Raw genomic sequence first — 14,111 nt, 5'->3', positions numbered from 1 at the left:
ATTGAAACTTACTTTTGGTATATTGTATATTATATTAAAAATAATAAGGAGCGGGTGAATTAACCTGTCATGCCATGCTAAGAAAAGTCATATTTATCTCGCTGTTAGCCATATTGAGTGCCTGCAACAGTGTAAAACCTTCGTCCGCTGGGCCTGAGTTGCTACCTGCTGGCCCTGCCAAAGGTTGGTGGCATCAGAGTGTAAAAAAACAACACTTTGATGAAGCTCTCACTTATCTAGATTATCAAGCATCATTGGAAAGCCCTGACTGGACGACCATAAATGGCCTGTTTTATGACTTGAGGGGCTTTAGCTATTTTGCCGACCTAACAAGCCTGAGCGCTGATGACTACCAATCTTTATCTCAGACATTGTTAAAGTTACTTAAACATGAACGCCCAACTGTGAGCGAAGCGCGATTTGTAGAGAATTATGCGGTGCTGGTGTATCGTTTGCTTACTCAAGAAAAGCAGCTGGTGGATTGGTCTGAGCAACTGACATCCCTTGTTACATTGTTCAAAGCAATAGGCGGTGCTGGGGGTATCGCGCATGACTACGCACGCTGGGAGCTATTCAGAGCGATTGGTTTTAGTGCGTTTATGGCACGCAGAGAAGCTGATTTATCGAAGTTATTTTCAGAACAGCCTGAGCTTATAAATACACTGATTGCGGAGATTTCGCAGTCAACATGGCGCCGAGACCATGCTTTATGGAGCCTTGGTTATATTCATCAACTACTACCACAAACCCAGCAACAACAGCTAGATGAAAGGGTGTGGTCAAAGCTGCAAGAGGTCAATAACGCAACCACAGACGATAAGAAAATCTGGTATTCAAGCAACTATTTAGTAAATAGCTTTCGCGGGTTAAGCGAATGTAACGAGAGCCAGCTAGGGCGTTGTATGAGTGTGGATATGGATACCGTACTACCGATTAAGCATCAATGCTCGGCACGACTTTGGATCCGCGCCACTTCATTGGATGAGGAACAGCTAGCCTATTCCTGTAAGAGGCTAACATCACAAGAACAGGACTTTCATCAATTGTTTGCCACCAAAATGCGCAGTGTGGCAGATGACTACAATCACGCATTACAGGTGGTAATATTTGATGACTACAGTGATTATAATCGCTATGGGCAGCTGCTATTTGATATTCATACTGACAACGGTGGCATGTACATTGAAGGCACGCCGAGTGATCCGAATAATCAAGCCACATTTTATAGTTTTCAGGCGTTTTGGACAGCAGACAAGTTCAAAGTTTGGAACTTAAACCATGAGTATGTCCATTATCTCGATGGTCGTTTTAACAAATATGGTGGCTTTGGACACTTTCCAGAAAAGCTAGTGTGGTGGAGTGAAGGGCTTGCTGAACTCATCGCAAAGGGTAATGAAAACCCAAAGGCCATTAAAGTACTACAAGAGACACAACAGCAACAATGGCCAAGTTTGCAGAATATATTTGCTACCGAGTACGGGCAAAGTACTGAGCAAATATATCAATGGTCATATTTAGCGATTCGGTATTTGTCGCAACATGATCTTGCTGGGTTGAGAGCATTACAACGTAGCCTTAGGGACGACTCTTATACGGGATATAACGATAAGCTAGCTGAATTGGCAGAACAACATGAAGATACCTTTAAGGCGTTTTTAGCGACATTAGTAAGTGCTGAACCTCAGCCTCAACGCAATCAGCGAGCAACAGTTAATAAAGAATACCGTTATTTGTATCGCAGCTATTTGCAACCGCCTCATTTACAGTTAACAGGCCAACATCAGCATTATTTTTAACGTCAATGAGCGCATCTAAGCCGCGCTTGACCATCGCTAATTAGCAATTAGCGATGGTGTCTACTAATAGCTCAGTCCATTGTTGCATTTCAACCAATCGGCTTTTTGTTCGTTCGAACTCAAAAGCGAGTTGTTTTCCTGTATAAAGCAGATGCAACTGAGTGTCTGCGTGTACTACAACCAGACATTTTTTCTCATAACATTCATCGATAAGAGCGATAAATCGTCGTGCGTGATCATCGAGTTGATGTACACGGTCGAAGTGTGGGTCGCGTTGATATCCGTCTTCAATCCCTTGAGTTGTAACGTGCTGCAATGCCTTTGAGCCCATAGCAGGCACGTTAGCAATAAAGATCGCTCGATATTGTTCGGTCAATGCAATGTAATCAGCAGTGGCTCTAGGGGCTGAGCACAGGGCATAAAAATCAAAAGCGATGACGCGCTTAGCGGCTCCCATTGTGGCAACCGGTCTATTACATACTGATATGCACTGTTCTAAAAACTGACCACCTGATTGTGTAAACAAACGTGCAAATGGCGCCAATTCATCTACGAAAAAGTATTTACTATCAAAGCCGTTGGCGAATCGATGGTCGACTTCGCCCGCCACGTTAATAACCTCACAGTGTTGTTCGAGTAAATCGATAGTCGGCAGAAATCTCTGTCGCTGTAGGCCATTACGATAGAGCGTTTGTGGATGACAATTAGAAGTTGCAACGAGCGTAACCCCAGATGCGAACAGGTGTTCAAATAACCTTGCCATAATCATGGCATCGCCAATATCACTCACATGAAACTCATCAAAACAGAGTACTGTGACTTTATCGGCCCAGCTTCGCGCTATCTGTGCCAAAGGATTTACTTGGCCTTGTATCGCATTGAGTTCGTGATGTACCTGGCTCATAAAGTGATGAAAATGCAGTCTTTGTTTTGGGACTCCAGACAAGGTGCGGTAAAACAAATCCATCAACATGGTTTTGCCGCGTCCAACAGGACCATGTAAATATATACCCTTGCCACGTTGCTGCTGGGCGAGTTGAGTTTGCAACTGTGCAAGTGCATGAAGAGCGTGCAGTTGAGCTGTATCTTGGCTCAGGACATTGTTGTCCAGCAACTGCTGAAATTGCGAAAGCATAAATGACACGAATAATTTTTGGGGTATTAGAGCATATTCAAATTTAAGATGCTAATCATGGGTGTTGAAATGCCATTACAAGCGGATTAGATTAGCGGATGTAACTTCATCTGACGTTACATGGGATAACAAGGCGGGGATTTTACAATGTCAGAACAATTTAACCATCTTCGTGAGGTGCTTGAGGCTTATTCTCCGTTGTCTGAAAACACTTGGCAACAGATAAAAAGACTGTGTAAGCCTGCTGAGTACCAGAAAGAGCAGTATATTTATCCATATGGTCAGCTGCCTAAAACCTTTGCCTTCATTCACAGCGGGTTAGTACGACTGTTCGCATCAGATCATAAAGGTCAAGAATACAATAAACGCTTCTTTGCGACCGGAGAGTTTCCGGGGATCATGAGCGCATTACATCAGCAAAAAGCGCAAGAGCAGGGAATTCAATGCTTGCAAGACACACAAGTGCTTCTAATCGACTTCAAAGGATTTCGCGACATTCTGTTTGATAATATTGAGCTTATGAGATTTCAAATTAAATATTTGGAGAAAAATTGGTTGCTGGAAAAAGATCAGCGCGAAATCTGCTTAATTCAACAAGATACGACTCAGCGTTACCTACTTTTTTTAGAGCAAAATCAGACGCTCGCTGCACAAATCCCTCAATATCACTTGGCTTCTCACTTGGGTGTCAGTGCCACTCAGCTCAGTCGAATACGTAAATTACTAAAATCTTCTTGCGCATTTACATAGGTAAATGAGTTTCCAAACCGCGGGCGGTAACCTTTGATAAAACATCTTGTTTAATTTAGGGGAACCGCAATGAATGAAGCTGCGCAAAATTTACACGAAGCATTGTACTGGCGCTATGCCGTACGCAAGTTTTCAAATCAGTTAGTTAGTGACGGACTAATTAAACAGCTACTCAATGACACACGCTTAAGTGCCTCAGCATTTGGCTTACAGCCATATAAAATACTCGTGATCCAAAATCATCAGCTTAAAGGTCGGCTGCTAGAAGCAAGTTACAACCAGCAAAAGGTGCTAGAAAATAGCCACTTACTTGTATTTGTGGCTGATATGAGTTGTGTGGAGGAAATGATCAATCAATATACAAAGCGTATGTGGTTGTACAACGACTGGTGTTGTAAAAAGCAAACGGCAATGAAGCAGAGCATGTTGGCAGCGTTGTCTGGCATGAATGAGGAGCAGCAATACCAGTGGGCCTCTAAGCAAGCGTATATCGCATTGGGTACGTTGCTCGTTTCCGCTGCATCATTGAAAATAGATGCCTGTCCGATGTCAGGTATAGATACCCAACGCTATGATGAGATATTACGACTGTGCCCACAGAATCTAAAAACAGTCGCGATATGCCCCATTGGTTACAGGCACCCACTTGATAGCAGCGCCAATGCAAACAAAGTGCGTAAGCCATTGGAAGAATTGGTAGTGGAGGTAGATTGAGCATGTGGTTGACGATACTCGCTTTTTGCGCCGGAGCTGTATTGCTGTACAAGCAAGCATGAATGCTCAGTTGGGTAGTTTATTAAAAAGTCCAATATTGGCAACTGTATGTGCTTTTATTTTCAGTGCATTATATGCATTGGTGGCTTTTGGGGCGAAGGGCGGAAGACTACCTAACGCACAACTGGCATCCAATGTTCCTTGGTATTTATGGGGCCTTGGAGGTATTTTGAGTGCTACAGGTGTTGGATTGTGCTACTTCCTGATCCCAAAAATGGGAGTCGGTAACTTGATGTCTTTGGTGCTAAGTGGTCAGTTGCTAATGGCGATGATTATTGGTCATTTCGGCTGGTTTGATGTGCCTCAAGCCAGTATCTCAATGCAAAAGGTTGTAGGTATTGGTGCAATGGTTTTGGGACTTATGTTGGTCAATCGTGACTTTGCTGGCAGTTAAAGTCTGACCATGGGGTATGAACTGCCAGCCCCATGGTAACGTCAATGATATTATTTATAAGCACTGAGGTCTGTTTCTTCCAGCTCACAAACCGCTTTAATTGCGGGGTGCTGAGCGAGTGTTTTTAAGTACCGACTTAAATTTGGAAAACTTAACGGGGGTTTTTTAAGTTCGTCAGCCCAAATACACAACATAAACATGTAACAGTCACACACGGTGAATTGATCATTAACCATGTAGGTTTTGTCACCAATCTGTTTGTTTAACAGCTCTAAGCATTCACTGATCCGAGATTGTTGGGTATTGACGATGTCATCGTACATAATTGCACTTTGGGTGTGGCGCTCAGGGTAGTAATACACCATAAGTTCATTTTGCAAAGTGGTTGTTAAGTACATTAGCCATTGATAGAACTCAGCTTTGGCCTTGGGTTCTGTTGGGAGTAAATGGCCATCAGGGTGTTTTTCACATAAATACAAACAAATCGCAGCACTTTCAAACAGGGTAAAGTCGTCATCGACCAGAGTGGGAATGCGGCCTGTGGGGTTTAACTTCAAATACTGAGCAGATTTCTGTACTACCTTCTTGCGGTCAACCAACTCTAGCTGGTATGGCACGTTAAGCGCCTTCAACACGAAGTGCGGTGCAAGGCTCGCATTACGTGGATAGTAAAAGAGTGTATACATAAACGACCTTTTCAATGATAAATGTCTCGTGAGAAACCTAAGCTCCTTTTTCGGTTGGTTCTTTTGAACTGTAGGAGAGCGATGGCTATTTAACAACTCTAATTTTATTAATATCTCATTATTTTATAATTATTTTTGCTCCAAAATAGGGCTCTTAAAATGACAACGCCAGCGAGTGCTGGCGTTGTATAAGGTACTATGGCGTATAGTAAATGGGTGAGTTTGGTCCTACAGGTAAACCAAAACCAAACACCCAAACGTAGAACAGAGCAACCCATCCAATAAAAAAGAACATACTGTAAGGCAGCATGGTCGCAACTAAGGTGCCAATTCCCATGTCTTTTTTGTATTTGGTTGCTACGGCAAGGATTAGACCAAAATAGCTCATCATTGGCGTGATCAAATTGGTTACTGAATCACCGATACGGTAAGCGGCCTGAATAGTTTCTGGTGCATAGCCAACCAACATTAGCATAGGAACGAAGATAGGTGCTGTCACCGCCCATTGAGCCGATGAAGAACCGAGACTTAGATTCACCAAAGCACACATAAAAATAAATAGAACAAACACTTCTGGGCCCGTTAAGTTGAGCGCTTGTAGTAAGGCGGCACCGTTAATCGCTAAAATGGTGCCTAGATTGGTCCATTTAAAGAACGCCACAAACTGCGCTGCAAAAAATACCAGCACAATATACATACCCATTGAACTCATCGATTTACTCATCGCATCAATGATGTCTCTATCATTTCTCATGGTGCCAACTACACGGCCGTATACAAAGCCTGGAATAGCGAAAGTAACAAAAATGAAGACGACGATGCCCTTCAGGAACGGTGAACCCGCTACCTCTCCTGTTTCAGGGTGACGTAAAATACCATTCTCTGGAACTATGGTCAGGGCAAGTAATACTGATACTGCAAGTAGCGTGAGTCCAGCCCATTTTAGACCAGACTTTTCTTTTGCATTTAGGTGTTCAATGTTATTTTCGCCTAAGTCAATACTGGCTTCGTCTGGATTGTACTTACCTAAGCGCGGCTCGACGATTTTCTCTGTCACCAAAGTACCAACAATGGCAATCAAGAACACAGAAACCATCATGAAATACCAGTTGGCTTCAGGACCGACCTGATAACTAGGGTCAATCATCTGTGCCGCAGGTGTGGTAATACCCGCTAACAGTGGGTCAATTGTGCCCAGTAATAAGTTAGCGCTGTAACCACCAGATACACCAGCAAACGCCGCTGCCAAACCAGCCAATGGGTGGCGTCCCAAGCTGTGGAAAATCATTGCTGCGAGTGGTATTAACACTACGTAGCCAAGTTCTGAGGCGGTATTGGACAAGATGGCTGCAAATACCACCATAAATGTCACCAAGCGCTTTGATGCGCCCATCACCATGCCACGCATTGCAGCTGATAATAAACCTGAATGCTCGGCAACACTCACCCCCAGTAGCGCAACGAGTACAGTACCTAATGGTGCAAAGCCGGTAAAGTTTGTCACCAGTCCCGTTACAATCTTTTGCAGACCTTCGGCACTGAGTAGGCTGACCACTTCGATAATACCATCGGGGTCACGTCCCTTAGCGCCTTCAGGGCGCGGGTCGATGGCACTCAAGCCCATCCAGTCAGCGATACCACTGAACACGACAATGGCTACACAGAACATTGCGAATAAAGTAATCGGGTGGGGAAGCATATTACCCAGAAACTCAACCGTGGCTAAAAAGCGGTTAAACCAGCCTTTGCCTTGTTGGTTATCAGGCTGCTCCTGCGCTTGTGTCTCTACAGCATTTGACATAGCAAACAATCTCTAATATTCAAAAAATTGCCGTAATTTAACATTTTTTATCTTTTTGATCACAGAGATTCGTTAATTAAACCTAATCTCGGGATGAAGTAACCTAGTTTAATGCTATTTTGTGTGTTTATTATTCGTAGGGCTTAATTTTCAGGCAAGAATAACCTCGGCCTGAGCTGGATACTTTTTAAAGCAAACTCAGTTGTGCTACGGTCGTTTGAGCTGCTTTTTTACGCCTGTTTTTAAGTCTTGATGCATGGGTTTTGATGATCCTTTGTGTTTCGGTCTCATCGATATTTTTCTTATAATACTCTGAGATTTTTTGCTTTGCACGTCTTGCCGCATCATCCGGAAGTCTATTTGGTTTGTCGTATCGGTCGGTTTTTAAGCCGTTATACAGCCAAGGCATATGAATATAGCAGTTTGGAACATGATCGAGTTCCGGTATATGTTTTCTAATAAATAATCCCATCGCATCATACTTTTGTCCTTGCGTAACTGGGTTATAGATACGAAACGGGTTTATTCCAGTGGTTCCTGATTGCATTTGTACCTGAGGGTAGTGGATCCCAGGTTCGTAATCGACAAAAGTGCTGGCTAAATAGGCAGCTGTTTGTGGCCAATCTAGCCACAAATGATAGCTCGCATATGAGATCAGCATGGCGCGCATTCTAAAGTTGATCCAACCGATTTCGTTGAGCATACGCATACACGCATCGACAAAGGGTACACCAGTGCAACCCGCTTTCCAGCGTTCAAATAACTGGCTGTCAAATTCATCGGCGCGCATATTTATCAAAGATTTATGTACAGATTGAAGGGCATATCGCGGCTCAGACTCTAACTTCTGCACAAAGTGGCTATGCCAATGTAAGCGTGCGATGAACCCCGATTTTTGGCGTTTATTCACTTGTAACGAAGCGGCTTGTTTGAGCACCTGCCTAAGGCTTAACACTCCATAACATAGATAAGGGCTGAGCCTTGAACTACTGGTAACCGAGGTTAAAGGGCTAGAAATACCAAATAAATACTGATTGATGCGATGATCGAAAAAACTATTCAGGGTTTTGTTAGCAGCATGAATGCCACCTAGCTGCATTTTTTGCGCTGTAAAAGTATCATCACCAGGATAATTATCTAGTAAGCTTAAGCCACTGTGAAAGTTAATTAATGAGTTTACTTTGCTGGGTGCACAAAGGGATGGGCTGTCGAGCCAGTGGGAGACTTTGCGTTGCCAATGATCACGATTGAGTTTACCCCTAAAAACAGCTTGCTGTGGATACTGATTCACCGAGATCTGGTGGCTTCGACACCAGTTGAATACCCGAGTATCACGAGCAAAGGTCCAGTCATTGCCTGTTTCTTGATGGCAATAGAGTGTATCTATGGGGTATTTAGCATGTATTTTGGTAAATAGTTCCACCACATCGCCTGATCTGATACACAAATATCCACCCAGTTTTTCGAGTGTTTGAGCATACGAACGCAAGCTTTGTGCAATAAATTCAAACTGTCGCGCACTGCTATCGGGTAGTTGCCAGTAATCTGGCTCAATCACATAAATAAACAGTGTAGGGCGGTCATTTTGTTGGCTGTAATAAAGCGGAGCGTGATCCTCTACACGCAAGTCTCGTTTTAGCCAGACGAGGTTAATCATCAACAATACCCTTGAATAACAACGGGTAGCGACGGATTCTGTTGCCAATGTAATCTTGCGCGAGGATTTGCTCGATGATTCTATCGATATCATCGTCAACTTCAAATACCCACTCAAAGCGTTCTATCGCCTTTAATAACCCTCTTTTTAAATGGGCTTGCTGCTTGTAAAGTTGACAGTTCTGTTTAAGGATCGCGAGCTTATTGGGATGTGCCTTTAGCTCGTTAAGGGCGGCGATGATAAATGCCCTATGCCGGTTATCATCGCGTTTACTTTGTTGACGTGATCTGGTTTGCTTCATAAGTACATAGTAGAACTACTGGTCATCTAACTGTTTCTTGATTGACTCAATCTTGCGAATAAAGTCATCTTTGTGCTTTTCGTGTTCATAATCAAGGTGATAGGTGTTGTGAAAACCAAAACGCATTAGCACCCCGCTGCCTTTAAAATACACGGTGTATCCATCAATATCTGAAAACGCGGTGATTCCGCCATACAACTTACCTTCCTCTGTGGCTTCTCCGTGTTTTTGGATGTATTCGTACACACTGAGTATAGTTTTGCTATCTAGTTCATTTTTCATTGCTGTATCCCTTTGTTATACCGTTACGTATTAGAATTAGGGTAGGATCATCAGAACACAAGTTTAATTGACGTGAAATTATGGATGTACAATTTTTAGGCACATCATCGGGCAGTCCGAGCCGCTATCGAAATATGGCTGCGACCGCAGTGAGTTTTGAAACAACCAAGCAATGGTTATTAGTTGATTGTGCAGAAGGTACGCAACATCAATTGTTAGCAACATCTCTATCACCTGCGAAGGTGGCAGTGATCTGCATTACTCATGTTCACGGCGACCATTGTTACGGTCTACTGGGTATGCTTTCGAGCATGTCTTTGCATGGACGTACCGACTCTGTCACCTTAATAGCTCCACAAAAACTGATACAATTTATTCATATCGGCCTTGGGCTTACTGACGTAAAACTTGGTTTCGATTTGCAGTGTCATGCGGTTGAGTCGCTAACACAGGAGTTAGATCTTACATTTTGTCGCGTAAAGCCTATTGAGTTACAGCACAGGGTGCCAAGTTTTGCCTATCAAATTACCGAATGCGGTATTCCCAAGAAGTTAAAAGTCGATAAACTCAAAGCAGATGGCATTGCCAGTGGGCCACATTTTAATGCGTTGCAAAAAGGTCAAGACGTGGTTTATAACGGAAAAACGCTATGTTCAACAGAGTATGCTTTTGATAGTTGGCGTGCTCGAAAAGTGATCATTTGTGGTGACAATGAAAAACCAGCAAAGCTGAAAAACCATGTTGATGGTATTGACTTATTGGTCCATGAGGCAACCTTTACGCATGGAGATTTACACCGTGTAGGCCTGCATACAGGGCATTCTGACGCTAAACGAATCGCGGAGTTTGCCCAGCAGTATCACATCCCTATGCTTGCGTTAACGCATTTTAGCGTACGTTATCACGGTCCTGGTATGTTGGAGCCGCTTAAAAGTGAAGCCCATGAACACTATCAAGGGCAGTTATATTTTGCAGAAGATTTACTCAGTTTGCCGATCCCTAAGCAACGAAACTAACAGTTCTTGGTCGGCGTGAACTTGTTGAGCATACTCTTGAGCTGCGCTAATGAGGGCTTCAGCATGGGCAGGGATCGTGTCTAAACACGCTTGTTGAAAGCGTACCGAGCGTCTGTCACCACGCATGTGTGCCAGCGCTAAGCTGTGGCCGCAGCTGGCCGCATATTGACTAAAACCGTCTTTGAGCGCTGCACGTTTACCCAGCATAAAGTCTTCAGGGTCGCATCCTACTCTGGCATGATGACGCGAGCGTACCAGCCAATGTTTGCCTTGCCAAACAACATCATCGAGCACCAGATCTGGACGACGTTGCATCTTGCGCTGACAGTTCACTGTTAAATGTGCAGGGTTGAGTTGATTTATTGGGCTTAGATTTGCGAAGTAGTGTAAAGGAGCTGCCATACGCTGTTGTTTGACTTCAACGATATGACATAGGTGAAAATCTTGCCCTTGCGTTTTGGCTGATTCTGGACCTACAAGTAGGTAGTAACGAGTTAGATTGTGCGAGCCAGTACCCGCGCTCAAACGTTCCACAATATCTAAAATCTCATCATCCACGTATGGAGCAAAAGTAGCTTGGACTTCATCATACAGTGCTTGCGGCAGACGTCTAAAGCGCTCTTGGTCGTTCTTAAATGCTAGTATTGGCAGCGTAAAATCAAGCTCTTTTGCTAAGGTACTGCTGGTGGTAAATGCAGCGCCTCCAGCTTTTCTTTGTATCGCTTTTTGCCAACGTTTATACAAAATGTGTTCTTTATCAAAGTCGGTTAAGGCGGATTGTATGGTCAATGTATCTTGAACCGAGCCTTGGCACGCATGCAAATAGGCGTGAATAAACTCTTTACTCCCGTGGTGTAATTGCTCATTTGAAACCAGTGGCCTTTGTCTGATATTTAGATCATCCGTATTCATTTGCAAAGCCGCGGCGTGATGGCGAGCCACAAATAAGCTGGTTATAAATCTAAATAAATCCCACGAGGCATGGCCGACGCAGGCATCGTCAAAGTCGTTGGGGGTAAATATAATGGTGTCGCCATGGGAGCCTTCTTCACTGATAAAGCCAAAGTTGCCAGTATGACAATCGCCGATAATATGGGTTAATGGTATGGTAAAAAGCTCGTCGGGCAGAGTGATATGTTGATTGGCAAAGTCATGATACATCAGTGCTGCGCTACCGCGCAGAAATAGAAAGGGACTACTTGCCATTTTTTGGTGTTTTGGCAGAGCGCCCAAAAACTGTACGCAGTCAATTTCGGTCATTATGGTCTCTATTTGAGCTTGTCTATTCATTGTTACTTTCCTTATTTTGACCAAATTGTATTCGTTTTAGCTCTAAAAGTGTGGCTGCTTTGCATTACGCGCATCTAGCGCATTGCTAATCACGCTAACTAACTAAGATGACATATTAGTTGCAGAATTATGACTGGCTCAAGAGCTGTCCGTCAGTGTCGTTGTATTACGCTGATGATAGATACCTTACCTAACCTACTGCCAGTAGTGTAGTAAAAGTTCATATTGCAAAACGGTAGGATAATTGGGGACTTTATTTTTAAAGCTATGTAAGCGCTAAGCATGTTGTTCATAAAAAAGGCCGGAACGATGTCCAGCCTTTTTAATCATACTAGTTGCTTAACGCGCATTAGTACTTTCAAAAATCTTGTCAGCTGATGCTGCTACAAAGCCTGTGTAAATCTCACCGTCAGGCTTGTTGTAACGAAGCGCAAACTCATAGAAACAGCTAGGAATGCTAAACTCACCATCACTGAATACCACTGGTTGATGATCCGCAAGCGTTGAAGATTGCTCAAGTAATACCTCAGGTGAACCCTTAATTTCACCACCCGATGTATTTAGCTCAAACCCAGCGTCTTTAAGCGCTTGGTTAACAGCTTCAATCGTGGTGAAGTTTGACAAGTAGTTAATGCTTACCGTGAAGTGGTTTGCTCTATATCCCCATGCTGACATCCATGCAGCGTATTCGCTTTCTTTTAATAGCTGCTGGTAGGTGTCATGGCTAACTTGCCAGTGAGTACCTGAATATAGGAAGTTATCAGCTGTCACTGCATTCTCATCAATTTGAGAAACCATGTCGTTAACGATGGCTTGTAGTTCAGCAGAACATTTCTCAACTAACAATTCAGAGATAAACACTTTAGGTTTAGTTGGGTCTGAGTGCTCATAGTGCTTTGCATAAAGTTTTTTGGCTTCAAAGTGGTATTCACCACATTCTTTGTAACCAACCGCTTTAAAGTGTGCCGCGAGTTTCTCTAGGCCTACTTTTTCGTGGTTAAAGGTACGAAGCGCAATATGGTCATTGATCACATCGTCCTGCTGAGTAGAGCCTAGCAGCTCGTGAACTTTTACCGCTGAAGGAGTAACAGATAGGTAGTTATTCCAAAGTTCGTCAAATAATTGATCAACATTGTTGTGCATAATGGATTCCTTAATTGTGCGGATTGTCCGCGTTAACTTGGTGCGATTAAGCTCGACGCAGCAAGTTTATAACGTAAATGTTCTGACTGAGTCACCGTTACTCAGCTCAAGTGCCTGCGCGACGCATGGCTCAATGTTGAGCGTATTTGAGGTGCTGTCGTATGAACACTTATCTGTAAATGTTGCTCTAAAGTTTGCTAATCCCTGATTGGAGATTGCGCGTGCTTTACCAGACACGTCGTTTGCGATGTTTATGGTCGCGACAACGGAGCGCTGTACAGTACGTATATTTTTTAATTTGGCTTCTACCGTTGGACCGGCATCAAATAAGTCGATGTAACCACGGTGTTCAAAGCCTTCTTTTTCCAATAGCTTGAGCGCTGGTTTGGTCTTTTCGTGCACTTGACCTATTACCGCTTGCGCTTCTTGACTGAGCAAGTTGGCATAAATAGGGTACTTTGGCATGAGTTCGCTGATAAATACTTTATCACCCAGACCAACTAAGTGATCAGCTTGTGGAAACTCGATACTGAAGAAGTGCTCTTGTAGCCATTTCCAAAACGGTGAGTTACCTTGACTGTCACTTACACCCCGCATTTCTGCGATCACGGTTTCGCTAAAACGCTCCGCATGGTCCGCCATAAAAACAAAGCGTGAACGGCTTAAGAATCTACCTGCTAGACCCTTTCTAAATGGTTCTCGTAAGAACAGCGTACAGATCTCACTGCTTCCAGTGTAGTCATTACACATACTTAGAATTTCGACCGTATTGTAGACGTCTAAAGTACGAGAATGATGTACGGTTTTACCCATATGATAGTGGTACAATGGCACTTGCATACCCACAGCGGCTTCTATTGCCGTGGTGCCCATGATTTCACCGGTTTCACTGTCTTCAAGTACAAACACATAGCCTTCATCAAAAGGCTTGGCTAATTGCTTGGTAAAACTGCGCTCAGAGCGAGAAATTTTATCTTGTAGCAGTTGGTCATCGACAGGCAATGAGGTAAAGCCATGGCCCGACTCGATAGCGATTTGCTTAAAAGCAGCAAAGTCATTGCTGGTTATTGGTCTTAGTATCTGCAT

The 14,111-nt window shown here is 43.5% G+C and carries 14 protein-coding genes; 5 read left to right on the top strand and 9 right to left on the bottom strand.

Annotation, left to right across the window (positions count from 1 at the left end; translation table 11 throughout):
• Positions 1 to 74 precede the first annotated feature (74 nt).
• Positions 75 to 1,796 carry a collagenase gene (locus C2M32_RS17610; RefSeq protein WP_105169623.1) on the top strand — a complete coding sequence of 574 codons (1,722 nt, stop codon included), beginning with the start codon at positions 75 to 77 and terminating at the stop codon, positions 1,794 to 1,796.
• A gap of 40 nt (positions 1,797 to 1,836) precedes the next feature.
• On the opposite strand, the gene zapE is transcribed toward C2M32_RS17610, so the two are convergent.
• Positions 1,837 to 2,931 (bottom strand): cell division protein ZapE, encoded by a 1,095-nt coding sequence (gene zapE, locus C2M32_RS17605; RefSeq protein ID WP_105169622.1) that lies wholly within the window; start codon positions 2,929 to 2,931, stop codon positions 1,837 to 1,839.
• Between the two features lie 147 nt (positions 2,932 to 3,078).
• On the opposite strand from zapE, the gene C2M32_RS17600 reads away from it, so the two are divergent.
• The 3 genes from C2M32_RS17600 (at position 3,079) to C2M32_RS17590 (ending at position 4,849) form a co-directional block, all read left to right on the top strand.
• Positions 3,079 to 3,681, top strand: a complete 603-nt coding sequence (locus tag C2M32_RS17600) for a Crp/Fnr family transcriptional regulator (protein WP_105169621.1) — start codon at positions 3,079 to 3,081, stop codon at positions 3,679 to 3,681.
• Positions 3,682 to 3,750: 69 nt separating this feature from the next.
• Entirely contained in the window at positions 3,751 to 4,395 is a 645-nt protein-coding gene (locus tag C2M32_RS17595; protein WP_105169620.1) for an NAD(P)H-dependent oxidoreductase, read from the top strand.
• A 4-nt stretch (positions 4,396 to 4,399) separates the two neighbouring features.
• On the top strand, positions 4,400 to 4,849 hold the full coding sequence (locus C2M32_RS17590) for a DMT family transporter (RefSeq protein WP_234401332.1): 450 nt from the start codon (positions 4,400 to 4,402) through the stop codon (positions 4,847 to 4,849).
• Positions 4,850 to 4,899: 50 nt separating this feature from the next.
• On the opposite strand, the gene C2M32_RS17585 is transcribed toward C2M32_RS17590, so the two are convergent.
• The 5 genes from C2M32_RS17585 to C2M32_RS17565 form a co-directional block, all read right to left on the bottom strand.
• Positions 4,900 to 5,535, bottom strand: a complete 636-nt coding sequence (locus tag C2M32_RS17585) for a glutathione S-transferase family protein (protein WP_105169619.1) — start codon at positions 5,533 to 5,535, stop codon at positions 4,900 to 4,902.
• A 196-nt stretch (positions 5,536 to 5,731) separates the two neighbouring features.
• A complete protein-coding gene (locus C2M32_RS17580; RefSeq protein ID WP_105169618.1) occupies positions 5,732 to 7,336 on the bottom strand; it encodes an AbgT family transporter in 1,605 nt (534 codons plus the stop codon).
• A gap of 187 nt (positions 7,337 to 7,523) precedes the next feature.
• Positions 7,524 to 8,993, bottom strand: a complete 1,470-nt coding sequence (locus tag C2M32_RS17575) for an FAD-binding domain-containing protein (RefSeq protein ID WP_105169617.1) — start codon at positions 8,991 to 8,993, stop codon at positions 7,524 to 7,526.
• Positions 8,986 to 9,294: a hypothetical protein gene (locus tag C2M32_RS17570; protein WP_199886185.1), complete on the bottom strand. Its 309-nt coding sequence runs from the start codon at positions 9,292 to 9,294 to the stop codon at positions 8,986 to 8,988. Before C2M32_RS17570 ends, C2M32_RS17575 begins: the two co-directional genes overlap by 8 nt.
• 15 nt (positions 9,295 to 9,309) lie before the next feature.
• Complete coding sequence (locus C2M32_RS17565) at positions 9,310 to 9,576, bottom strand: DUF3081 family protein (protein ID WP_105169616.1); 267 nt, start codon at positions 9,574 to 9,576, stop codon at positions 9,310 to 9,312.
• 80 nt (positions 9,577 to 9,656) lie between these two features.
• Here C2M32_RS17565 and C2M32_RS17560 point away from each other — a divergent pair, with 80 nt between their 5' ends.
• The gene (locus C2M32_RS17560) at positions 9,657 to 10,592 is read left to right on the top strand and encodes a ribonuclease Z (RefSeq protein ID WP_199886184.1); all 936 of its coding nucleotides are present in this window, start codon (positions 9,657 to 9,659) and stop codon (positions 10,590 to 10,592) included.
• Here C2M32_RS17560 and C2M32_RS17555 read toward each other — a convergent pair.
• From C2M32_RS17555 to astA, 3 genes are all read right to left on the bottom strand, one after another.
• The gene (locus tag C2M32_RS17555) at positions 10,557 to 11,882 is read right to left on the bottom strand and encodes a DUF2252 family protein (protein ID WP_105169615.1); all 1,326 of its coding nucleotides are present in this window, start codon (positions 11,880 to 11,882) and stop codon (positions 10,557 to 10,559) included. The genes C2M32_RS17560 and C2M32_RS17555 overlap by 36 nt on opposite strands.
• A 339-nt stretch (positions 11,883 to 12,221) precedes the next feature.
• Complete coding sequence (locus tag C2M32_RS17550; protein ID WP_105169614.1) at positions 12,222 to 13,025, bottom strand: DUF1338 domain-containing protein; 804 nt, start codon at positions 13,023 to 13,025, stop codon at positions 12,222 to 12,224.
• A 66-nt stretch (positions 13,026 to 13,091) separates the two neighbouring features.
• On the bottom strand, positions 13,092 to 14,111 hold the full coding sequence (astA, locus tag C2M32_RS17545) for an arginine N-succinyltransferase (RefSeq protein WP_105169613.1): 1,020 nt from the start codon (positions 14,109 to 14,111) through the stop codon (positions 13,092 to 13,094).

The sequence above is a fragment of the Pseudoalteromonas sp. T1lg23B genome, from assembly GCF_002964665.1.
GTDB lineage: Bacteria > Pseudomonadota > Gammaproteobacteria > Enterobacterales > Alteromonadaceae > Pseudoalteromonas.
The sequence above is the reverse complement of the archived record's forward strand: the minus strand, read 5'-3'. Positions and strand labels throughout refer to the sequence as shown.